Here is a 21703-nt window from a genome sequence, read left to right as displayed (position 1 = left end):
AGGTTCTCGTACTCATTACCTGCCGCGGCGGGGCCTGTTAGGGCAGGTCGACGACCCGCCGCGGTGAGCGGCGTATGCGTCGGCCGTCAAGTCCCTTCGTCCGGTCCGTGACCCGGACCACGAGATTCAGGCCCGGTCGGGCTCGCGACCGGAGTCCGGCTTCCCCCTTTCTCAGGAACACGTCCGCGAAGCGAGATGAGCCACATGTACGAGATGTATGCCTTCAACCGTGCCGAGGACCAAGAGGACGAGGCGGCCGAGGCCGTCCAGATGGCCCTCGACCGGCGTGACAACGGCGGAGCCCCCCAGAGCAGGTGAGCCCAGAACGGCCCCGCGCTCGCTCGCACGGGGCCGCTCGTCCGGGTGGTGTCAGGTCAGAGGGTCGCGGTCAGCATCGACGGAGCGGGGTCATCGCGCCGTTTCTGCAGCTCGCGCCACTGGCGGACGCCCTCGCGGTCGGGCCTGACCGCTCCGACGAACGCCTGCCGGCGCCAGTCGGAGAGCTTCTCCTCCTTCACCACGTCGCCCGAGTGCGGCGCGTGCACCATGTAGCCGGGCTTGGAGATCATGCCCACGTGACCGAGTCCGCTGAAGAAGACCAGGTCACCGGGCTTGAGATGGTTCCAGCTGATTTTCCGGGAGAACGCGTTGTACTGCTCGGCGGCGGTGCGCGGCAGGTGGACCCCCGCCTTCTGGTACGCCCTGAGCATGAGCCCGGAGCAGTCGTACCCGCTGCGGCTGGTGCCGCCCCACACGTACGGGATGCCGCGCTGGTGCATCGCGAACCTGAGGGCGGTCTTCCAGGCCGGCTTGGGCGCGCGCTTCTGCTGGATGCGCTTGACCTCGGGACCGGTCAGGGTGATCGAGCCGGCCGCGTTCGTTTCGGGGCCGGATTTCGTGTCGGGGTCGGAGTTCGTGTCGGGGGAGTGGCGGCTTTCACCGGGGCCGGCGGGCGTCGGCGCGGCGGAGGCCGGAGGGGGGCACACGATGAGCCCGGCGGCGACACCCGCCAGGGCGATGGCGATGCGAGACAGGGGTCTGTCCTTCCATGCGGCCGGCCGGGTTAGCTGACGGGCTCGGGCCTGGAAGACAGCCCTACGGCGAAGCCGATTCGCCCCTGGGGGAGGTGGGTCCCCGGCTCCACGCACCTGCTGCGTGGATTAGGCCTGACGGACTCTAACGAATCGGTCAAAAGGTCGCAATACATGCAAAATCGGACGTCCGGAAAATGAGATGATGTGTTCGTCAGTCGAGACGAGCCGGTAAGGTACCGCCCATGGAGTCGCGTAACATCCGCCTGGCTGTCATCCCCGGTGACGGCATCGGCACCGAGGTCGTCGCAGAAGGGCTCAAGGTCCTGGAGGCCGTGGGCACCAAGATCGAGCCCACCCACTACGACCTGGGCGCCGCGCGCTATCACCGCACCGGCGAGACGTTGCCCGACTCGGTGCTCCACGAGCTGCGCGGCTACGACGCCATCCTGCTCGGCGCCGTCGGAGACCCCAGCGTGCCGCCCGGCGTCCTGGAGCGCGACCTGCTGCTGCGGCTGCGGTTCGAGTTCGATCACTACGTCAACCTGCGCCCGGTCAAGCTGTTCCCCGGCGTGCGCACCCCGCTGGCCGACACCCCGCCCGAGAAGATCGACATGATCGTCGTCCGCGAGGGCACCGAGGGCCTCTACGCCGGCACCGGCGGCGCCATGCGGCGCGGCACCCCGCACGAGATCGCCACGCAGGAGTCGCTCAACACCGCACACGGCGTCGAGCGCGTGGTCCGCTACGCCTTCGAGAAAGCTCAGTCGCGCCCGCGCAAGAAGCTCACGCTCGTCCACAAGACGAACGTCCTCACCTTCGCGGGCGACCTGTGGCAGCGCACCGTCAACCGGGTCGCCGCCGACTACCCCGAGATCGCCGTCGACTACTCCCACATCGACGCGGCCTCGATGTTCTTCGTCACCCAGCCCGAGCGCTTCGACGTGGTGGTCACCGACAACCTCTTCGGCGACATCATCACCGACCTCGGCGCCGCCATCGCGGGCGGCATCGGCCTGGCCGCCAGCGGCAACATCAACCCCGACGGCGCCGCGCCCAGCATGTTCGAGCCGGTCCACGGCAGCGCGCCCGACATCGCGGGCCAGGGCAAGGCCGACCCGACCGCGACCATCCTCTCCGTCGCCATGCTCCTCGACCACCTCGGCCTGAGCGCCGAGGCGGCCAGGGTGGAGCAGGCCGTCGCCGACGACATCGCGGCGCGCGTCGCGGGCTCCGCCCCGCGCGGCACGCGGCAGATCGGCGACGACATCACCGCGCGAGTATCCGGCTAGGACCGCCTAGCCCGATCACGAGCGCCCGGCGGCCCTGAGCGGACTGCCGGGCGCTTTTTCGTGTTCCTGTACGGAGAAATGGGGGCTATATCCCCCGTTGACCCCTTGCCATCCCATATAGCGAGACAATAGGAAGTACGGACTGCCTCCCGGCGCGGCCGCCCCTCGCGGCAGTCGCAGAACCGCAGACAGCGGGCAGCTTCCGGTAGTTTTCGGTAGATCGCAGAGAGAAGGACCGACGTCATGACCATCGCTCAGAAGCTCAGCTTCGACGTGCAGCTATCCGACCATGCTCGCACCGCGGCCGAGCGGGAGCAGGTACTGGCGACCCCCGGGTTCGGGCAGGTCTTCACCGATCACATGATCTCGATCGACTTCACCGAGGGTAAGGGCTGGCACGACGCGCGCCTCGAGGCGTACGGGCCGCTCGTCCTCGACCCGGCCACCGCGGTCTTCCACTACGCCCAGGAGCTCTTCGAGGGGCTCAAGGCGTACCGGCAGGCCAACGGCTCGATCGTGACGTTCCGCCCCTACGCCAACGCCGCCCGCTTCAACCGCTCCGCCCAGCGCATGGCCATGCCGGAGCTGCCCGAGGAGACGTTCGTCGAGTCGCTGGAGCTGCTCGTCAGCACCGACAAGGAGTACGTGCCCACCACCGAGGGGCACAGCCTCTACCTGCGGCCCTTCATGATCGCCACGCAGGCGGGGCTCGGGGTCAACTACCCGTCGAAGACGTACCGGTACATGGTGATCGCCTCTCCGGCGGCCTCCTACTTCACCGGCGGCATCAAGCCCGTCTCCGTCTGGCTGTCCACCGAGTACACGCGGGCCGCGCCCGGCGGCACCGGCTTCGCCAAGTGCGGCGGCAACTACGCCGCGGCCTTCGTGGCGCAGCGGCAGGCCGTCGAGAACGGCTGCGACCAGGTCGTCTGGCTCGACGCGCACGAGCACCGCTACGTCGAGGAGATGGGCGGGATGAACCTGTTCTTCGTCCTCGGCGGCAAGCTCGTCACCCCGGCGCTCACCGGCACGCTGCTGCCCGGCATCACCCGCGACTCCATCCTGGAGCTGGCCGGCGACCTCGGCCTGGAGACCGAGGAGCGGCTGATCAGCGTGGACGAGTGGCAGGCCGGCTGCGAGAGCGGCGAGCTGACCGAGGTGTTCGCGTGCGGCACCGCGGCCGTGGTGACGCCGGTCGGCACGGTCAAGGGCGCCGACCGCTCGTGGACGGTCGGCGACGGCACGCCCGGCCCGGTCACGATGCGGGTGCGCGAGGAACTGGTCGGCATCCAGTACGGCGCCCGCCCCGACACCCACAACTGGGTCCACAAGATCGCCTGACGCCGGCGGGAACGTCAGGTGTCGAGGTTGGCCAGGTAGGCGGCGTTGCCGCGCTCGCCGGCCACCGTGCCGGGCGGCACCAGCGCCTCGAGCCGCCGTACCGTCTCCTCGTCGAGGGTGACGTCGGCGGCCGCGGCGTTGGCCCGCGCGTTCTCGGCCCGGCGCGTCCCCGGGATCGGCACCGCGCCGCGGTGCACGAGCCAGGCCAGCGCGAGCTGCGCCACCGGCAGCCCCACCTCGCCGGCCAGGCCCGCCACGGCGTCGGCCAGTTCCACGTTGCGGTCCAGGTTGCCCTCCTGGAAGCGCGGGTTGCCCCGGCGCCAGTCGCCCTCCTCCAGCGACCCCCTGCCCCTGATCGTGCCGCCGAGCAGGCCGCGCCCGAGCGGGCTGTAGGCCACGAACCCGACGCCCAGCTCGTCGCAGGCCGGGCGCACGTCCTGCTCCGGGTAGCGGTGGAACAGCGAGTACTCGGTCTGCAGGGCGGTCACCGGGTGGACGGCGCAGGCCCGCCGCAGCGTCGCCGCCGACACCTCCGACAGGCCGACGTACCGGATGTCCCCGGCCTGGACCAGCTCGGCCAGCGCGCCCATCGTCTCCTCGACGGGCGTCGTGGGGTCGAGTCTGTGCAGGTAGTAGAGGTCCACCCGGTCCGTACGCAGGCGGTCGAGGCTGGCCTCCAGGGCCCTGCGGAGGTACTCGGGCCGGCCCATGCCCGGCACCAGCCTGCCCTGATCGTCGGAGTTCCCGCCGAACTTCGTCGCCAGCACCACCTCGTCCCTGTGGCCCCGCAGCACCCGCCCGATCAGGGTCTCGCTGTGCCCGGCGCCGTAGATGTCGGCGGTGTCGACGAACGTGACGCCCGCGTCCAGCGCCGCCAGGAGCGCCTGCGTCGCCTCCGGCTCGCTCACGTCGCCGTACACCCTGGGCGCCAGCGTCATCGCGCCGAACCCCAGGGCCGAGACCGTCGGGCCCTCGCGGCCCAGTGTCACGTATCGCATGGCTGATCCCCCTTCATCCCCCGCAGATTCATCCCCCGCAGGCGAACCTGCCCGGCGCGCCGGGGCCGTACGCGCGTGACGGCCGTTGTCTCCGCTTCCGATAGGGTCTGCGCGATCGACAAAGGTGAGAGTGGGCTCATGAAGAAGCGGTTGATGGCGGTCGTGGCGGCCTTCGCGGCGATCGCCGTACTCGGGGTGCTGGCGTTCTCCCAGCCCGGCGCGTCGTCCGACGGGGTGCAGCTGAGCAGGCAGGCGGACGGCTCGATGATCCTGGCCGACCTGGGCAGCGACGCTCCGGTGCTCGACGTGTTCGAGGACTTCGACTGTCCGGTGTGCAAGGACATGCACACCAAGGTCGACGCGACGGTCCAGCGCCTGGCCAGGGAGGGCAAGGTGAAGGTCGTCTTCCACACCGTCACGATCTTCCGGGACGAGCCCATGCGCTCCAACTCGGTCCGCGCCGCCGCGGCCGCGCGCTGCGTACCGGAGGAGAACTGGCTGGCCTTCAGGGACGCCGTGTACGCCATGCAGCCCGCCCCGCACGGCGTGGCCTCGGGCTTCACGGTCGAGGAGCTGTCGGCGGCGGCCAGGAAGGCCGGAGCGTCGGTGGACGACTGCGTGAAGTCGCAGACGTACGCGGAGGCGCACCTGGCGCAGACGGCCAGGATCCCGCTGGAGGGTACGCCGACCGTGCTGCTCGACGGCCAGATGCTGGGCGGCGAGGTGTTCGACGCCGCCGCGATCGAGCGCCTGATCACCGGAGGCATCGGCGTCCAGGTGTGACCGTCCCCACCGTGCCGTGTCCCAGGGAGTGAGACCGGTGTGCCAGATGGTGAATCCGTGTGGCAGACTGGGCGGCACCATGTTCTACGGTCTGCTCATTATCGGCAGGCGCGCTGGCTGATACCGGGACACCGCCAGCGCGCAGACCTCTCACGTCCGTGAGGGGTCTTTTTGTTTTCCCGGGTTTTCCCGAGAACCGTCCTTCGCAGAGAAGCTTCCGCAGAGAAGAGAGACTCATGGCCGACGACCGCTTCCACGTCTACGACACGACGCTACGCGACGGCGCGCAACAGGAGGGGCTCAACCTCACCGTCGCCGACAAGCTCGCCGTCGCTCGTCACCTGGACGGCCTGGGCGTCGGCTTCATCGAGGGGGGCTGGCCCGGCGCCAACCCCAAGGACACCGAGTTCTTCAGGCTGGCCCGAACAGAGCTCGACCTGAAGCACGCGCAACTCGCCGCGTTCGGCGCGACCCGCCGGGCAGGTGTGCAGGCCGCCGACGACCCCCTGGTGGCCGCCTTGCGCGAATCCGGCGCGCCGGTCGTGACCCTTGTCGCCAAGAGCCACGACCGGCACGTGGAGCTGGCTCTCCGCACGACGCTCCAGGAGAACCTCGCGATGATCCGCGACACGGTCTCCCACCTGCGTGCGGAGGGCCAGCGCGTCTTCCTCGACGCCGAGCACTTCTTCGACGGCTACCGCTCCAACCCGGCGTACGCGCTGGAGGTCGTCAGGACCGCCGCCGAGGCGGGGGCCGACGTCATCGCCCTGTGCGACACCAACGGCGGCATGCTGCCCGACGAGCTGGCCGAGATCGTCCAGGAGGCCGTCCGTACGAGCGCCCGCGTCGGCATCCACTGCCACGACGACACCGGCTGCGCCGTCGCCAACACGCTGGCCGCGGTCAAGGCCGGCGCCACCCACGTGCAGGGCTGCGCCAACGGATACGGCGAGCGCTCGGGCAACGCCAACCTCTTCACCGTCGTCGCCAACCTCCAGCTCAAGCGCGGCTTCGACCTCGTGCCCGAGCAGTCGCTGGCCGACATGACCCGCATCGCGCACGCGATCACCGAGGTCACCAACGTCACCCCCAACTCCCACGCCCCCTACGTCGGCGCCTCCGCCTTCGCCCACAAGGCCGGCCTGCACGCCAGCGCCATCAAGGTCGACCCCAACCTCTACCAGCACATCGACCCCGCCCAGGTCGGCAACGACATGCGCATGCTCGTCTCCGACATGGCCGGCCGCGCCTCCGTCGAGCTCAAGGGCCGCGAGCTGGGCTACGAGCTGACCCCCGAGCACACCAAGACGCTCGTCGAGCGGGTCAAGGACCTCGAGTCGCGTGGCTTCACCTTCGAGGCCGCCGACGCCTCCTTCGAGCTGCTGCTGCGCGACACCGTCGAAGGCGAGCGCAAGCGCCACTTCGAGGTCGAGTCGTGGCGGGTCATCGTCGAGCGCACCAAGGGCGGCGAGCTGGTCAGCGAGGCCACCGTCAAGCTGCACGCCAAGGGCGAGCGCATCGTCGCCACCGGCGAGGGCAACGGCCCCGTCAACGCCCTCGACAAGGCCGTCCGGCTCGCGCTGGAGCGGCTCTACCCCGAGCTGGCCAAGCTCGCCCTGGTCGACTACAAGGTCCGCATCCTGGAGGGCGCCCACGGCACCGACGCCGTCACCCGCGTGCTCATCACCTCCAGCGACGACACCGCCGACTGGGCCACGGTCGGGGTGGCGGAGAACATCATCGACGCCTCCTGGCAGGCGCTGGAGCAGGCGGTCACGTACGGCCTGCTGCGGGCCGGCCACGACTGCTGACCCAGGCCGGGCCCCTTGCGGAAGGGGCCCGACGCTCAAAGCACCTTGGCCGCGAACGACACCCCGTTCACCTTGACCTTGCCGCCCGAGCACGACACCTTCGGCGAGTCGGTGCCCGGCACGATCACCGTCAGCAGCGACTTCGCGGCCGGCGAGACGACGACGTTGGTCCGCTGCTTCGACAGGTACGCCGGCGACACCCAGCCGAGCTTCCCGCCCCGCTCGACCTTCTGCCCCCCGACCCGGGAGCACGACGAGTCGAGCTGCAGCAGCGTCACCCTGAACTTGCCGTCGCCCAGCACCACCTTGCCGCCGCCCTTCGAGATGAGCTTGAGCGAGGGCGCGAAGCGCCAGATGTTGCGCACCTTCTTGCCGCCCGAGGCCGTGTCGTACACCGCCATCAGGTCGTCCCCGTGGTCGACCAGCACCGACCTGGTACGGCTCACCCCGTACGCCTTGTCGGTCAGCCGGAACGCCTGGCGGTCCTTACCGTACGACGTCTTGGCGAGCTTGCTGGCCGTGCGCGGACGGAAGCGGGCGCCCACCACCGTCGGGACGTTGTGCGCCTCGGGGGAGAGCGTCCAATAGCGGTAGGAGCTCTTCTCGTAGGAGTGGAAGCCGCCGTCCATGAGGATGTCGCGGCCCTGCGCGTAATAGGTGACGCCCAGGTGGTCCTCGTGGCCGTGGAACTTCATGCCGGGGCCGAACCTGATCGAGTAGTACGCCGACTCGGGGTCGTCCCACTTCGTGCGGCCGAAGACGTACCCGGCCCGGTAGGTCTTGACCTCCTGCTTCGGCGTGCCCGTCTCCATCTTGGGCTCGGTCTCCGCACTGCCGTCGCCGAGCGGGGCCATGTAGCCGTTGGGCATCGTGGCGTGGGCGATGAAGTCCTTCAACGCCTCGGTCCGCCGGGAGATCTCGCCCGGCACCTTGCGCTTGCACGCCTTCATGTTCGTCATCGCGACCTGGAGGCGGCCGTAGACGTAGACGGCGTAGCGCGGCGCCTGCTCCATCAGCGCGCCCTGCGCGTCCACGTCGAGCTTCACGGTGCCGGTCAGGCGCTTGGCGGCCAGGTTCGCCCAGTCCTTGCGGCCGAAGCGGCAGCCGATGCCCATGAGTGCGATGTCCTGGTCGATGCCGTGGTTGTGGCCCTTCTTGTACAGCCGCGGGTTCGCCAGGAGCTTGGCGTGCACGGCCAGGCTGTCCTTGAGCCACTTCTCGTTCACGTGCCTGCTCAGGCAGAGCAGTGGCTGGGTGCGCAGCGAGACCGGGTGGTCCTTCCACACGTACGAGGGGGTGCCGCGGGCGCCGTACTTGTTGCGTGCCACCCAGTCCTTGGTGATCTCGACGGCGCGGTCGAGGTAGCGCTGCTCGCCGGTGTTCTCGTACTGGACGACGAGGGTGCCCATCCAGCGCAGCGACTGGAAGACGTACTCCCATGAGCGGTTGCGGTACGGGCTCGCCGTCCACTTGATCTTCTTGCCCAGCTGGTACGCCGGCAGGCCGACCAGCGAGATCTCGCCCTTCATGACGTCCTCGGCGGTGGGCGTGGCGGGCAGCCAGTCGCCCTGGCACTCGGCCGTCCGAGTCACCTTGTCCTTCACCGTGTCCTTTGTCGTCTCGGAGGCTTGAGCAGGGCCTGCCGAGGCTCCTAATGCGAGCGTGAGGGCAAGGGGTATCGCGAGCCGGCGCACGCCAGTTCCTTCCGGGACAAAACGATGAGGGCGGGACATGCTTTCGAACCGACGATCATAGGGTCAAGCCGAATGCCCCATTTGTTAGCCGCCCGATGCTCCACCGGCATCGCCCGGCACGGCATGCTGGTGCATGTGAAACTCGACGACCTGGTGATACCCGACACGCCCGCCTGCCGGGGCGCGCTCGAAGTGGCCACCCGCTACCACTCGCCCTCCCTGCTCAACCACTCCATCCGGGCCTACCTGTGGGCGGCGGCGTACGCGCAGGACAACGGCATCGCCTTCGACGCGGAGCTGCTGTACGTGGCCGCCATGCTGCACGACATCGGCCTGGTCGCCGAGTACGACAGCCACACCGTCCCGTACGAGGAGGCCGGCGGCCACGTGGCCTGGGCGTTCTGCGCGGGCGCCGGCTGGTCGCCCGAGCGGCGCGACCGGGCCGCCGAGGTGATCGTCCGGCACATGTGGGACGAGGTGCCCGTGGACGAGGACCCCGAGGGACACCTGCTCGAACTGTCCACCGGCATGGACATCTCCGGCCGCAACACCTCTGACCTCCCCGCCCTCGTGCGGCAGGAGGTGCTGGCGCGCTATCCGCGGCTGCAGATCGCCAAGGAGTTCAGCGTGTGCATCGCCGACCAGGGCGCCCGCAAGCCGTCCAGCTTCGCGGCCCGCTTCGTCCGCAACGGCATCGTCGACCGCATCATCCACAACCCGTTGGACGGCTGACGCCCGAGCCCGCGCCACCCGGCGCGGGTCTTACGCGGGGTCTTCGTGAGGTGGTGCGGGCGCTAAGCCTTGGGGCCGGCGCTCTCGGCCACCTCGAAGGTCCACACCTCGGAGCCGGTCGCGGCCGGGCCGCCGTGGCCGTGCCCATGACCGTGGCCCTGTGCCTGAGCGGACGCCTGGGCGGACGCCTGGGCGGCGGGGCCGGTGGGGCGTTCGCCGGCGGCCTGGGCGTGGCCGCGCTGGAACGCCTCGCCCTGCTGCCACTTCTGGAAGTCCTCCTCGCTGCGCCAGCGGGTGTAGACCAGGTAGCGCTCGGTCCCGTCCACAGGACGCAGCAGCTCGAACCACTCGAACCCGTCGGCCGCCTCCACCATCCCGGCGCGGCCGGCGAAGCGGCGTTCGAGCTCCTCGCGCATCTCGGCCGGCACGGTCAGCACGTTGATCTTCACGACGGACATCGCAGGACCCCTCTCGTCAGCGCACGTCACGGTGTGGCGCGGGTGAGGGCTCCAGGCTAACGCGGGCCACCGCCGGCACCCGATCTCGGTCCAGCGCGTCGCGCATGTGCGGCAGCGCCACGGCCGACAGGTGCCGGCTCAGCTCGGCGATCGGCACCGACTCGTCGGCGACGACCCGCAGGCGTACCTCGGGCCTGGCGGGCGGGCCCACCAGGTTCGCGTCGGCGCTCAGCACGGCGGGGCTGGACGCCACGTCCGCCGCCACCGCCTGCGCCATCCCGCCCGCCGAGATCTCGGTGACGCCGCTGGGGCCGTCCTCGATGCGCAGCGTACGGTGGGTCTGCCTGCGGCCCTGTACGAGCAGCCAGCGCACCGCCAGCACCGCCACGACCAGCGACGCCAGCGCGGCCAGCCACCACAGCGCGGGGCCGCCACGGGCGAAGAACCCCGTCACGTAGCCGTCCACGATCGGCGTCCGCGCCGGGGCCCAGTCCTGCGGGAGCATGCCCAGCCCGCGGGCCAGCGCCGCGCCGCCGAGCAGCGTCAGCACCAGGCCCACCAGCCCGAGGCCGAGCCGGTTGCCGCGCCGGGTCCGCGCGTTCATCGTCGCCCCCTGACCGCGACCCGGTAGGGATGAACCAGGTCGTATCCGGCGAGCCTGCTCAGTACGGCGCCGCGCACGTCCTGGTCGACGTTCCCGCCGTACGTGGTGGGCGTGACCGCGAACGTCTGCCCGCGCAGCTTCCCCCGCGCCGACCGCACCCCGGGCACCTGCTCAGCCGCATGCGCCAGGGCCCGGGCCACGCTCCTGGGCCGCAACCCGATGATCAGATCAGGGTCACCACTGCGCACCGGCACCATCCGCGGCCGTCCCGGCACCAGCGCCGTCAGCAGCAGCGCGACGCCGATCAACGTCACGAGCGCCGCACCGAGCAGAACCAGCGGATCCGACCAAGAGGTGGTGGACGCCCAGGCCAGCATCCTGTCGTACGGAATCCACCGCAACGGCCTCCCGACCAGCCCAGAGACGATCTCCAGCAGCAGGAGCAGACTGCCCACCGCGAGCAGCGCCGAGACCACAACGGCGGGAACCCTCCGAGCCGGCCGGAACGCCCGCACCGCCGCCCGATCGGCGGCCTTCGACGGCGGCACCTCAATCCCCGCCCGATGCGCCCCCGCCGGCTCGGCGCTTGGGCCCCCGTCGCCGACGTGCCCCTGCTCGCTGTGCCGTCCGGAAATGTGGCCCTTTCCGGGTGGGTCGGGTGGGATGGCGCAGATCTCCGGGTCTGAGCCGCTCATGGCAGGTCACCGCCCAGGTCGGTCATCGTGATGTCGAGGCGGGCGACGGTCAGGCCGGTCTGGGCGGCGACGCGGCGGGTCACGTGCTCCCTGAGCCGGGCCGCCACCGCGTGCAGCGGCGCCGGGTAGGCGACGCTGACCGAGAGCCGCAGCGTGGTCTGCCCCTTGCGCACCTCGCCGCCGGACGGGCGCGCCCAGGGCAGCGTACGGAGCTGCACGTCACGCACCTCAGGCACCTCCCTGGCCGCCATGCAGGCGATCTTGGTGACCACCCGGTCGGAGATCTCCGTGCGCCCGCGCAGCTCGGGAGCCGGCGGGGGAGCGGGACGCTGCGCGGGAACGGTGGACAGTACGGTCATTTCCGCTTCACCGTCAGACCCGACAGGTTGATCTCGCCGGTCTCGATGATCCGGCCGACCAGGAACCCGATCGCGCCGAGCACCAGGACGAGCAGGAACGCGCCCAGCCCCCCGAACGCCCCCGCGAACCCGAGCGCGATGCCGGCGGCCATGCCGACGAGCGGCGTCAACTGACTGTTGTTCATGTTCCCTCCACGACGATGTCGTCCACCCGCACGTGCACGGGACGGTCACCGGCCAGGTCCGCGACGGCCCGCCGCACCTCGTCGGCGGTCTCGGGCAACGGCCTGCCGAGCGTGGCGACGATGGCGACCTCGACCGCCCGCTCCCGCACCGACACGCCGACGAGCCGCTCGCCCGGCAGGTACGTCGCCACCGTCCCGAACGACCCCCCGGACAACCGGACCACCCCGTCACAGGCACGAACCCGCTCCGCGAGGTCCCGCGCGGTCTCCTCCTCACCGGCCTCAGGCGCCGCCCCCGCAGCCGCAGAACCGGACGCGGAGTCGGCCGGGCCCGTGGGGCCGGCCGCCTCTGCCGGGTCCGCTGCCGAGCCGGGTGGGGACGGGGTCATCGGACGCGGGGTTCCTGGTCCGCGTCGCTGCCGCGGTCCTGGGAGTGGCCGGTGTCTCTGCCTCGGTCCTGTTCGGGGAGGTGGACGTCGTCCACCCTGATGTTCACCTCCGTCACCTCGAGGCCGCACATCCGCTCGACGGCCCCGATCACGTTCTTGCGGACGGCCGCCGCCAGCTCGGGGATCGCGGTTCCGTACTCGGCGACCAGATCGAGGTCGACGGCCGCCTGGCGCTCGCCCACCTCGACCGACACGCCCTGGGAGACGTTCGGGTCCCCGCCGACGATCCCCCGTACGCTGCCGAACGCCCGCGCCGCGCCCGCGCCCATGGCGTGCACGCCCGACACCTCCCGGGCGGCGAGCCCGGCGATCTTGGCGACGACCCCGTCGTCGATGCTCGTGGTGCCCTTCTCCGTGACCAGCGAGGTCGCGCCGCCCGGCACGCTCTCCTGCGTCCTGGCCCGCGGAACCGTCGCCGCGCCGCCGGCCGTACCCGGCCGGCCGGACATCGTCTCAGACACGATCCGTCACCCCCAACAAAGGTGTTATCTCTCATAAGGCGACATAACCCCCTCTGTACAACCGAAGCCTGACAAGACGGACTTAGGGCCTATAAATTGACAGTTCGTGACCCGTCGTGGGCAGGCCGATCCCGAGGTGGGCGGACCCCGCCGGCGGCGGCGATAGCCTTGACGGGTGCGTATAGCGAGGTTCTCCACAGGCGAAGGCGTCTCGTTCGGCGTGGTCGAGGGCGGTCCCGGCGAGGAGTTCGTCTCCGCGATCTCCGGTCACCCGTTCGGTCAGGTGCAGTTCACCGGCGAGCGGTTCCCGCTGTCCCAGGTGAAACTGCTGGCCCCGATGCTGCCGAGCAAGGTGGTCGCCATCGGCAGAAACTACGCCGAGCACGCGGCCGAGCTGGGCAACGAGGTTCCGGAAGAGCCGCTCATCTTCATCAAGCCGTCCACCACGGTCATCGGCCACGGCGAGAACATCGCCTACCCCACGTCGCTGTCCGACCGCGTCGACTACGAAGGCGAGCTGGCCGTCGTCATCGGCCGCCTCTGCCGCGAGGTCCCGGTCGAGCGGGTCAAGGACGTCATCTTCGGCTACACCTGCGCCAACGACGTCACCGCCCGCGACCTGCAGAAGAAGGACGTGCAGTTCACCCGGGCCAAGGGGTTCGACACGTTCTGCCCGCTCGGGCCGTGGATCCAGACCGATCTCGACGCGAGCGACCTGGCGCTGACCACCACGGTCAACGGCGAGATCCGGCAGAGCGGCCGCACGAGCCAGCTCATCAACGACATCCCGGCGCTGGTCGCCTACGTCAGCGCGGTCATGACGCTGATCCCCGGCGACGTCATCCTGACCGGCACCCCGGCGGGCGTCGGCCCCCTTGAGATCGGCGACGAGGTCAGCGTCGGCATCGAAGGCATCGGCACACTCACGAACAAGGTGGTCTCCCGTGACTGAAGTACGGGTGCGGTTCGCCCCGTCCCCAACCGGCATGTTTCACGTGGGCGGCGCCCGCACCGCGCTGTTCAACTGGGCGCTGGCCGTGCAGTCGGGCGGCCGTTTCGTGCTGCGCATCGAGGACACCGACGCGTCGAGGAACCGCCCCGAGTGGACCGAGGGCATCATCTCCGCCCTCGACTGGATCGGCATCAACGGCACCAACCCCGTCTTCGAAGGCCCCTACTTCCAGTCGGCCTACGAGCCGCAGCACCGCGAGGCGGTGGCCAAGCTGCTGGCCGACGGCCGGGCCTACTACTGCGACTGCACCCGCGAGACGCTGGTCGCCCGCACCGGCTCCGAGCACCGCGGCTACGACGGCTTCTGCCGCGAGCGCGGCCTGACGCAGGGCGCCGTCCGCTTCCGCACGCCCGACGAGGGCGTCACGGTGGTGGCCGACCGCATCCGCGGCAACGTCGAGTTCCCCAACGAGGCGCAGGAAGACTTCGTCATCGCCCGCACCGACGGCTCGCCCCTCTACGTGCTGGCCAACGCGGTCGACGACATCACCCAGAACATCACCCACGTCGTACGCGGCGAGGAGCACCTCGGCAACGCCGCCAAGCAGATGCTGCTCTGGCCCGCCCTGGGCGCCAACCCGCCGGTCTGGGCCCACCTGCCGGTCATCGTCAACGAGCAGCGGAAAAAGCTGTCCAAGCGCCGCGACAAGGTCGCCCTGGAGAGCTACCGCGACGAGGGCTACCTCGCCGAGGCGATGGTCAACTACCTCATGCTGCTCGGCTGGGGCCCCGGGGAAGACCGCGAGATCATGCCGTGGTCGGAGATGGTCCCGCTGTTCCGGCTGGAGGACGTCAACTCCGCCAGCGCGTTCTTCGACGAGAAGAAGCTGCGCGCGTTCAACGGCGAGTACATCCGGGCGCTGCCGCTGGAGACGTTCGAGGAGCGCTGCGCCCCCTACCTCGACCCGTCGTGGGACCGTGAGCTGTTCAGCAAGGTCGCCGGGCTGGCCCAGACCCGCATCGCGGTGCTGTCGGAGATCCGGCAGAACGTCGACTTCCTCTTCCTCGACGAGCCCGTCTTCGACCAGGCGTCGTGGGACAAGGCGATGAAGAACTCCCCTGAAGAGATCCTCACCGGCTACCTCGACCGCCTCGAGAGCGTGAGCTGGGACCCCGAGTCGCTCAAACAGGCGCTCGAAGAGGTCGGCACGGCCCACGGGCTCAAGCTCGGCAAGGCGCAGGCCCCCGTCCGGGTGGCCGTCACCGGCCGTACGGTCGGACTTCCGCTGTTCGAGTCGATCGAGGTGCTGGGCCGCGAGCGCACGCAGGAGCGCCTGCGCGCCGCCCTGGCCCGCCTGCGCGGCTGACGCCGATGCCGCCACCCGGGCCAGGCCCGGGTGGCGGCATCACGTCCACCAGCCGGCGACGTCAGACGAGGCCGCGGCGGGCCAGCAGCGGCCCGATGCCGGCCTCGCGCCCCCTGAAGTTCCTGAACGCCGTCAGCGGGTCGATGCTGCCGCCCCGCGACAGCAGCTCACGGCGGAAGTGGTCACCGTTCGCCCTGGTGAGCCCGCCGTTCTCCTTGAACCACTCCACGCTCTCCGCGTCCAGCACCTCGCTCCAGATGTAGGAGTAATAGCCGGCCGCGTAGCCGCCCGAGAAGATGTGCGCGAAGTAGTTGGTCCGGTAACGCGGCCGGACCAGCGCGAACGCGATCCCCGCCGCCTCCAGCGCGGCGGCCTCGAACGCCTCAGGGTCGTCCACGGTCTCGCCGGGCGCCAGCTTGTGCCAGGCCCAGTCGAGCAGCGTGGCGGCCAGATATTCGACGGTCTGGAAGCCCTGGTTGAACTTCTCGGCCGCCTCCAGCTTCGCCACCAGCTCCGCCGGCATCGGCTCGCCCGTCTCGTAGTGCTTGGCGTAGTTGGCCAGCACCTCGGGCCAGGTCACCCACATCTCGTTGACCTGCGACGGGTACTCCACGAAGTCGCGCGGCACGCTCGTGCCCGACACGCGGGGGAAGCGCACCTGCGAGAACAATCCGTGCAGCGCGTGACCGAACTCGTGAAAGGCGGTGCTGACCTCGTCGTACGTCAGCAGCGTCGGCCCCGAGGCCGGCTTGGTGACGTTGAGGTTGTTGATGACGACCGGCTTCAGCCCGAACAGGAACGACTGGTCGACCAGGTTGTTCATCCACGCGCCGCCGCGCTTGTTCGGCCGCGCGTACGGGTCGAGCACGAACAGCCCGAGCGGGCTGCCGTCCTCGTCCGACACCTCGAACACGCTCACGTCCTCGTGGTAGCCGCCCAGGTCAGGCCGCTCGGCGAAGGTGATGCCGTACAGCTTGGTCGCCGCGAAGAACACGCCGTCGCGGTAGACCCTGTTGAGCTCGAAGTACGGCCGCATGGCCGCGCCGTCGAACTCGTAGCGCGCCTGGCGTACCTTCTCGGAGTAGTAGGGCCAGTCCCACGGCTCGATCGGGAACCCGGCCTGCTCCGCCAGCGCCTCGGCCTCCTTCTCGGCGTTGCGCACGGCGGGGCCGACGAGCTGGCCGAGCATCTCCTCGACCGCCTCGACGGTCTTGGCCGTCTGGTCGGCCACGGTGTACGCGGCGTGCGTCGGGAACCCGAGCAGCTGCGCCCGCTCCGCCCGCAGCGCCGCCATCCTGGCCGCCAGCGTGAAGTTGCCCGGGGCGCGGCCGACGCTCAGCTCGTACAGGCGGCGGCGCACGTCACGGTCGGTCAGCTGGGACAGGCCCGGCTGGGCGGTGAAGTTCAGCAGCGGCAGGACGTACGTGCCGTCGTCCTGGCGCAGCGAGGCGATCTTGGCCTCGTCGAACCCGTCGAGCTCCTTCGGGTCCGTCACGACCAGCGCCGACTCCGTGGTCGCCTTGAGCAGGCTCTGCGCGAACTCGGTGGACAGCCGCGACAGCTCCTCGTTGAGCGCGCGCAGGCGCTCCTGCTCGGGCTCGGACAGGTCGGCGCCGGCCCTGATGAAGTCTTGGCGGTATTTCTCCAGCAGCCACGACTCCTCGGGGTCCTCCGTGGCGACCTGCTTGATGCGGGCCCACAGCGGCCGGTTGAGCCGGATCGCGTCGCTGTGCCGGGTCAGTTGCGGGGAGATCTGCTTCTCGATCTCCATGATGCCGTCCGTGGTGTTGGACGCGGCGACGCTGAAGAAGACCGTGGCCGTACGGTCGAGGATCCTGCCCGACCGTTCGAGAGCGGCGATCGTGTTGTCGAACGTCGGCGGCTCGCTGCTGCCGGCGATGGCTTCGACCTCCGCGAGCTGCTCGGCCATGCCGCGCTCGAACGCGGGCAGGTAGTGCTCTTCCCGGATCGCGGCGAAGGGCGGCAGCTCGTACGGCAGATCGCTAGGGGCGAAGAACGGATTCTCGGCCAACGCTTGGGCTCCTCCACGTGGTGTTTTGTCCCCTTCAGCTTGGCACGGACGGGGACCCGGTGGGAGCAGTGGAGGGGGGCCGGGACATTCGTTTTGGTCTTAGCCCCGGAGCTGGGCTATTCTTTCGGACGTCGCCAAAGCGCGCTCCGCGAGGAGATCGCAGCGGTGGGGTATGGTGTAATTGGCAGCACGACTGATTCTGGTTCAGTTAGTCTAGGTTCGAGTCCTGGTACCCCAGCATATGAACGGATGTCTCCCCGGTGAGGCGTCCGTTTTTTCATTTCGCCAGCCGATGCAGAATTTCCGAGATCTCCTTGTACGCCCGAGCCGTCGGCGCGTGCGTGGCGGCCACCGAGAAAACCTCGAACCGGTTGCCCGGCGTGGCCGCGTCCGCCTCCTTGATCATCCGGTCCTGCAGCGCGAGCGGGATCATCCGGTCCTTCGTGTGCCTGATGTAGACCCGGCGCACCCTGCCCCACCGCTCCTTGCGGCCCCTGGCGTCGGCGGACGTCACCCGCATGCTCTCGTCCGGCAGCAGGGTGTTCAGCAGGGCCAGGAACTCCCCCTCGGTGCCGTCCGCCATGAACGTCCTCCTGGCCGCGGCCAGGAACTCCGGGTCGTTGCTGCGCCAGTTGACGCGCAGCGCCCCGATCACCGCGGGGTCAGCCACGATGCCGCTCGCCAGGCTGGCCGCCAGGCTGGTCTTGCCTTCAGGAGTGGCGGTGTAGTCGTTGGGGGAGCGCAGGCGGGTGCAGCAGTACGCGGCGTCGTACACGAGGGTGTCGATGAGGTGCGGCACGGCGTCGGCCACCTTCGTGATCGTCGCGCCGCCCAGGCTGCCGCCCACCAGGATCACCGGCCCGTGCTCCGCCACCTGGCGCACCACCTTGACCGTCGCGTCCACGTAGTCGTCGAGCGTCACCCCCGCGACCGGCGACTTGAGCGTGGCCAGCGCCGCCAGGTCCTGCGGCGCCTGGTAGGCGCGGACGAACTGCTCCTCGGGGCCGTGCCCCGGCAGCCCCACCCCGATGGAGCGGTGCCCGCGCGACGTCAGCTCGAGGTCGGCCGTTGCCACCCCGTTCGAGCCGGAGACGAAGACGTACGTGGTGACGTCCTTCCTGGGTTTGACCACCGCCGTGGAGGCGAGGGCACCGGCGGCGGCGAGCTGAAGAGCGGTTCTGCGCGTCGTGTTCATGCCTTCGATGCTCGCGCCGGCGCCGGTGTCCCCACATCGCCCACCCGGCCCGAGAACCGGTGGACGCCGGCCATCAACCGATCGGTCGATGCCATGCCAAGCTCAACCCCATGACCAGCTCCGACACCCCCGACCCGCGGACACCGCCTGACGGCTCCCGGCCGCGGACACCGCCCCGGGGTGGCGGCTCCGAGCCGCGGAGGCCGCCCGCCGGTGGGCAGGGGCGTGAGCGGTGGGTGTTCGCCGTGCTGGCCTATGCGCTGCTCGCCGTCAGCTCACTGGTGACCGCCCTCGCCGAACCAGGGGGAGCCCCCGACGCCGGCACCACCCTCGGCCTGCCTTCCTGGCTGGCCGGTCCCCTCGCAGCGGGGACGGCCCAGGGGCCTCTGAGCGTGGAGGCGTTGTGGGGGAGCGTGCCGTGGCCGTTCCTGGCGGTGGTGGCGGCGGTGTGGCTGGTGCCGGTCGCGTGGCTCCATCCCGTACGGGAGCGGCAGCGGGCGCTCGTCGTCGGCCACGTCCTCGTCCTGCTGGCCATCGCCGCCGGGCTGACGCTCAAGGCCCCGGCGTTCATCGTGTTCGCCTCGATCGGCTACCCGCTGGCGATCGCCATGTTCCCGGCCCGGCTGGTCATGGCGGGCGTCACGCTGACGGCCCTGGTCAACGTCGCCGTACAGGCCGGGCCAGGCGCGCGTGACACCCTGCTCGCGGTGCTCGCCGGCGTGGCCCTGCCGCTGGTGGCCGCCGGCTGGTACGTCTCCGCCGAGCACGACAGGCGCCGCCGTCTCGTCCAGCGCCTGCGCGCCGCCATGGACGAGAACGCCGAGCTGAACGCCCGCCTCCTCGACCAGGCCAGGCGGGCGGGCGTCCTGGACGAGCGGCATCGCGTGGCCGGCGAGATCCACGACACGCTCGCCCAGGACCTCGTGGCCCTGATCGGCCAGCTCGACGCCGCCGGTCATGCCGCCGGCGGGCCGGCCCGTGAGCACCTCGACAGGGCCGCCGCGCTGGCCCGGCGCGGCCTGGCCGAGACCCGCCGCTCGATCAGCGCTCTGCGCCCCGAGCCACTCGGACGCACCGACCTGCCCCAGGCCCTGCACCACATGGCCAGGTCGTGGGCCGAGACGGCGGGCGTCGACCTGCGCTTCGAGGTCACCGGCACGCCGGTCGCCCTGGCCGCCGACGTGGAGTCCGCCCTGTTCCGCATCGCCCAGGAGGCCCTGGCCAACGTCGCCAAGCACGCGAACGCCACCAGGACGGGCCTCACCCTGACGTACACCGACGATCTCATCCTTCTGGACATCCGAGACGACGGCCGCGGTTTCCCGCCGCAGCGGCCGACTGACGGCTTCGGCCTGGACAGCATGCGCCGGCGCGCCGGCGCCCTGGGCGGCACTCTGACCGTCGAATCCGAGCCGGGCCACGGCACCGCCGTCGCCGCCGCCGTCCCCGCCATCCCACCCACCACGTCGGACGGGCGCCGATGAGACGCTGTACCGCGACAGAGGGAGCGGCCATGCCCGAGCGAGCGCCGGCAGCCGACGAGGGGGAGCGGTCATGTCCGTGCGGGTGCTGATAGCCGACGATCACCCGATCGTGCGCGACGGCCTGCGCGCCGCCCTCACCCGTGACCCCGAGAGCGGGATCGTCGTGGTGGGGGAGGCGGGCGACGGCGAGGAGGCCGTACGCCTGGCCGGGGAGCTGACGCCGGACGTCATCCTCATGGACCTGCGCATGCCCGGCATGGACGGCATGACCGCCATCCGCCGTCTGGCCGGCACGGGCCCCCGGGTGCTCGTGCTGACCACGTTCGACACCGATGTCCTGCCCGCGCTGGAAGCGGGCGCCACCGGCTACCTCCTCAAGGACGCCCCGCCCGCCGACCTGGCCCGCGCCGTCCTCGCCACCAGCCGCGGCGAGACCGTCCTGGCCCCCGCCGTGGCCGGCCGCCTCGCCGACCAGGTCCGCCGCCCCGCAAGGGGGCAACTGAGCCCGCGAGAGCTGGAGGTCTTGCGCCTGGTGGCCGCAGGCGCCACGAACAAGGAGGCAGCGGCGAGCCTGTTCATCAGCGAGGCCAGCATCAAAACGCACCTGCTGCACATCTACGCCAAACTCGACGTCCGCGACCGCGCCGCCGCAGTCGGCGAAGCCTACCGCCGCGGCCTCCTCCCCCGCTGACGCCGCCGCAGGGGAACGGCCGGCGAACCACGCCTGCCGATGCCCAAGCCGCAGCCTTCGCCGGGCGTTCGCCTACCCCGCCTGCCGCTGGGGGACGATCGCCGAACGGCGCCTGCCGGCGGCCTTTCGCCGGGTGGTCGTCCGCCCCTCTCTTTGAGGGACGGTTGGTGAACTACGGCGGGGTCATCGGATGGGGGGTTGGTTGCAGGTTGTGATCATGCGGTGGCAGTTCGGTAGAGTTGGGCGTCTTATGGTGGAGTTTCGACCCCGCGCGGGGGGTTTCCCGCGTTTCCTCGCTCCGTTCATCGCCCCGCTCATCCTCTTCTTCTTCGTCCTGCTCCTCCTGGGCGCGATCCTCACCAACAGCACCCCGCTGGGCGTCCTGATCGGCCTGCTCGCGACCGGCGTGCTGGTGGGCGTCCTGGCCGTCAAGCATCGCCGTCTCACCCAGGGCACCGTGGCCCGCTTCTCGCCCGAGGGCGTCGAGCTGGTCGACCGGATGGGGTTCAGGGTGTGGCTGCGCTGGCGCGACGTCACCCGCATCGACGTCGTGGAGACCCAGCTCGCCAACCCCCGCAGGATGGGACGGCCGGGGGGAGCGAGGGCCAGGGTGCAGGCGCTGCGCTCGGTCGGGCTCGTCGGCTGGGGCGAGCGCGCGGTGCCGCCGCGCATCCCCGCCTGGATGCGGGACCGCCTGGCGCGCGTCCCGGTGGACCCGGCGACGGGCAGGCCGGAGGTGACGATCCCGCTGGGCGAGTTCGACCCGGTGTGGCAGCGCGGCCCGATGGGGGACTGGGTCCGCCGCTACAGGCCCGATCTGATGGGCCCTTAAGCGGTTTGGTGTGGTCTTCCAGGTGCGGTAGAGTTACCTGCGTCGCCGGGGAAGCCCCCGGCACAGCAGCTTGTGGACAGGGTCCCGTCGTCTAGTGGCCCAGGACGCCGCCCTCTCAAGGCGGTAGCGCCGGTTCGAATCCGGTCGGGACTACCACTTGTCACAAGCCCGCGAAGGTCCCGTCGTCTAGTGGCCCAGGACGCCGCCCTCTCAAGGCGGTAGCGCCGGTTCGAATCCGGTCGGGACTACGTCTGCAAC

The 21703-nt window shown here is 70.6% G+C and carries 22 protein-coding genes, 3 tRNA genes and 1 riboswitch; of the genes, 13 read left to right on the top strand and 12 right to left on the bottom strand.

Going from position 1 to position 21703, the window contains the following annotated elements; translation table 11 throughout:
- Positions 1–374 precede the first annotated feature (374 nt).
- Complete coding sequence (locus AB0K12_RS18690; RefSeq protein WP_364562164.1) at positions 375–986, bottom strand: C40 family peptidase; 612 nt, start codon at positions 984–986, stop codon at positions 375–377.
- A gap of 51 nt (positions 987–1037) precedes the next feature.
- A riboswitch (cyclic di-AMP (ydaO/yuaA leader) is annotated at positions 1038–1177 on the bottom strand.
- Positions 1178–1276: 99 nt separating this feature from the next.
- Between AB0K12_RS18690 and AB0K12_RS18685 the strand changes: the two genes are divergently transcribed.
- Together AB0K12_RS18685 and AB0K12_RS18680 are read left to right on the top strand one after the other, a co-directional pair.
- Positions 1277–2323 (top strand): 3-isopropylmalate dehydrogenase, encoded by a 1047-nt coding sequence (locus tag AB0K12_RS18685; protein ID WP_364562161.1) that lies wholly within the window; start codon positions 1277–1279, stop codon positions 2321–2323.
- Positions 2324–2566: 243 nt separating this feature from the next.
- Positions 2567–3664 carry a branched-chain amino acid aminotransferase gene (locus tag AB0K12_RS18680; protein ID WP_364562158.1) on the top strand — a complete coding sequence of 366 codons (1098 nt, stop codon included), beginning with the start codon at positions 2567–2569 and terminating at the stop codon, positions 3662–3664.
- Between the two features lie 14 nt (positions 3665–3678).
- Here the strand turns inward: AB0K12_RS18680 and AB0K12_RS18675 are convergent, their stop codons facing one another.
- Positions 3679–4662, bottom strand: coding sequence for an aldo/keto reductase (locus tag AB0K12_RS18675; protein WP_364562155.1), 984 nt, complete (start codon positions 4660–4662; stop codon positions 3679–3681).
- Positions 4663–4800: 138 nt separating this feature from the next.
- On the opposite strand from AB0K12_RS18675, the gene AB0K12_RS18670 reads away from it, so the two are divergent.
- Both AB0K12_RS18670 and cimA read left to right on the top strand, forming a co-directional pair.
- Positions 4801–5445, top strand: a complete 645-nt coding sequence (locus tag AB0K12_RS18670) for a thioredoxin domain-containing protein (protein ID WP_364562152.1) — start codon at positions 4801–4803, stop codon at positions 5443–5445.
- A gap of 236 nt (positions 5446–5681) precedes the next feature.
- Entirely contained in the window at positions 5682–7256 is a 1575-nt protein-coding gene (gene cimA / locus AB0K12_RS18665) for a citramalate synthase (RefSeq protein ID WP_364562149.1), read from the top strand.
- Between the two features lie 35 nt (positions 7257–7291).
- Here cimA and AB0K12_RS18660 read toward each other — a convergent pair whose 3' ends face one another.
- Positions 7292–8860, bottom strand: a complete 1569-nt coding sequence (locus AB0K12_RS18660; protein ID WP_364562145.1) for a heparinase II/III family protein — start codon at positions 8858–8860, stop codon at positions 7292–7294.
- Positions 8861–9022: 162 nt separating this feature from the next.
- Here AB0K12_RS18660 and AB0K12_RS18655 point away from each other — a divergent pair, with 162 nt between their 5' ends.
- A complete protein-coding gene (locus AB0K12_RS18655; protein ID WP_364562142.1) occupies positions 9023–9682 on the top strand; it encodes an HD domain-containing protein in 660 nt (219 codons plus the stop codon).
- 62 nt (positions 9683–9744) lie between these two features.
- Here AB0K12_RS18655 and AB0K12_RS18650 read toward each other — a convergent pair whose 3' ends face one another.
- From AB0K12_RS18650 to AB0K12_RS18620, 7 genes are read right to left on the bottom strand one after another with little or no spacing between them, the layout of a single operon-like run.
- Positions 9745–10140, bottom strand: coding sequence for an antibiotic biosynthesis monooxygenase (locus tag AB0K12_RS18650; protein WP_364562139.1), 396 nt, complete (start codon positions 10138–10140; stop codon positions 9745–9747).
- A gap of 16 nt (positions 10141–10156) precedes the next feature.
- Entirely contained in the window at positions 10157–10744 is a 588-nt protein-coding gene (locus AB0K12_RS18645; protein ID WP_364562136.1) for a hypothetical protein, read from the bottom strand.
- Positions 10741–11439 carry a DUF6286 domain-containing protein gene (locus tag AB0K12_RS18640; RefSeq protein ID WP_364562133.1) on the bottom strand — a complete coding sequence of 233 codons (699 nt, stop codon included), beginning with the start codon at positions 11437–11439 and terminating at the stop codon, positions 10741–10743. The genes AB0K12_RS18645 and AB0K12_RS18640 overlap by 4 nt, the downstream gene beginning before the upstream one ends.
- The gene (locus tag AB0K12_RS18635; protein ID WP_364562130.1) at positions 11436–11798 is read right to left on the bottom strand and encodes an Asp23/Gls24 family envelope stress response protein; all 363 of its coding nucleotides are present in this window, start codon (positions 11796–11798) and stop codon (positions 11436–11438) included. Before AB0K12_RS18635 ends, AB0K12_RS18640 begins: the two co-directional genes overlap by 4 nt.
- Entirely contained in the window at positions 11795–11983 is a 189-nt protein-coding gene (locus AB0K12_RS18630) for a hypothetical protein (protein WP_364562128.1), read from the bottom strand. Before AB0K12_RS18630 ends, AB0K12_RS18635 begins: the two co-directional genes overlap by 4 nt.
- Positions 11980–12372 carry a hypothetical protein gene (locus AB0K12_RS18625; RefSeq protein WP_364562125.1) on the bottom strand — a complete coding sequence of 131 codons (393 nt, stop codon included), beginning with the start codon at positions 12370–12372 and terminating at the stop codon, positions 11980–11982. The genes AB0K12_RS18630 and AB0K12_RS18625 overlap by 4 nt, the downstream gene beginning before the upstream one ends.
- Positions 12369–12893, bottom strand: a complete 525-nt coding sequence (locus AB0K12_RS18620) for an Asp23/Gls24 family envelope stress response protein (protein WP_364562122.1) — start codon at positions 12891–12893, stop codon at positions 12369–12371. Before AB0K12_RS18620 ends, AB0K12_RS18625 begins: the two co-directional genes overlap by 4 nt.
- Before the next feature lie 175 nt (positions 12894–13068).
- Between AB0K12_RS18620 and AB0K12_RS18615 the strand changes: the two genes are divergently transcribed.
- Entirely contained in the window at positions 13069–13845 is a 777-nt protein-coding gene (locus AB0K12_RS18615; RefSeq protein ID WP_355428339.1) for a fumarylacetoacetate hydrolase family protein, read from the top strand.
- On the top strand, positions 13838–15211 hold the full coding sequence (gene gltX / locus AB0K12_RS18610; RefSeq protein WP_355428342.1) for a glutamate--tRNA ligase: 1374 nt from the start codon (positions 13838–13840) through the stop codon (positions 15209–15211). Before AB0K12_RS18615 ends, gltX begins: the two co-directional genes overlap by 8 nt.
- 61 nt (positions 15212–15272) lie before the next feature.
- Here the strand turns inward: gltX and AB0K12_RS18605 are convergent, their stop codons facing one another.
- On the bottom strand, positions 15273–17243 hold the full coding sequence (locus tag AB0K12_RS18605; RefSeq protein WP_364562117.1) for a M3 family metallopeptidase: 1971 nt from the start codon (positions 17241–17243) through the stop codon (positions 15273–15275).
- Positions 17244–17409: 166 nt separating this feature from the next.
- On the opposite strand from AB0K12_RS18605, the gene AB0K12_RS18600 reads away from it, so the two are divergent.
- Positions 17410–17481: transfer RNA gene (locus AB0K12_RS18600), tRNA-Gln, on the top strand.
- Between the two features lie 39 nt (positions 17482–17520).
- On the opposite strand, the gene AB0K12_RS18595 is transcribed toward AB0K12_RS18600, so the two are convergent.
- Positions 17521–18438 carry an alpha/beta hydrolase gene (locus AB0K12_RS18595; protein WP_364562114.1) on the bottom strand — a complete coding sequence of 306 codons (918 nt, stop codon included), beginning with the start codon at positions 18436–18438 and terminating at the stop codon, positions 17521–17523.
- A 110-nt stretch (positions 18439–18548) separates the two neighbouring features.
- On the opposite strand from AB0K12_RS18595, the gene AB0K12_RS18590 reads away from it, so the two are divergent.
- The 5 genes from AB0K12_RS18590 to AB0K12_RS18570 all read left to right on the top strand — a co-directional run bounded on the left by AB0K12_RS18590 (position 18549) and on the right by AB0K12_RS18570 (position 21693).
- The gene (locus AB0K12_RS18590; protein ID WP_364562112.1) at positions 18549–19922 is read left to right on the top strand and encodes a sensor histidine kinase; all 1374 of its coding nucleotides are present in this window, start codon (positions 18549–18551) and stop codon (positions 19920–19922) included.
- Positions 19923–19992: 70 nt separating this feature from the next.
- A complete protein-coding gene (locus AB0K12_RS18585) occupies positions 19993–20613 on the top strand; it encodes a response regulator transcription factor (RefSeq protein ID WP_364562109.1) in 621 nt (206 codons plus the stop codon).
- A 250-nt stretch (positions 20614–20863) separates the two neighbouring features.
- Positions 20864–21445 carry a hypothetical protein gene (locus AB0K12_RS18580; RefSeq protein WP_364562106.1) on the top strand — a complete coding sequence of 194 codons (582 nt, stop codon included), beginning with the start codon at positions 20864–20866 and terminating at the stop codon, positions 21443–21445.
- Between the two features lie 80 nt (positions 21446–21525).
- Positions 21526–21601 (top strand) — tRNA-Glu (locus AB0K12_RS18575).
- Positions 21602–21620: 19 nt separating this feature from the next.
- A tRNA-Glu gene (locus AB0K12_RS18570) sits at positions 21621–21693 on the top strand.
- Positions 21694–21703 lie beyond the last annotated feature (10 nt).

This window comes from Nonomuraea sp. NPDC049419, assembly GCF_040676995.1.
Classification (GTDB): Bacteria; Actinomycetota; Actinomycetes; order Streptosporangiales; family Streptosporangiaceae; genus Nonomuraea; species Nonomuraea salmonea.
This window is presented reverse-complemented; position numbering and strand designations above follow the sequence as displayed.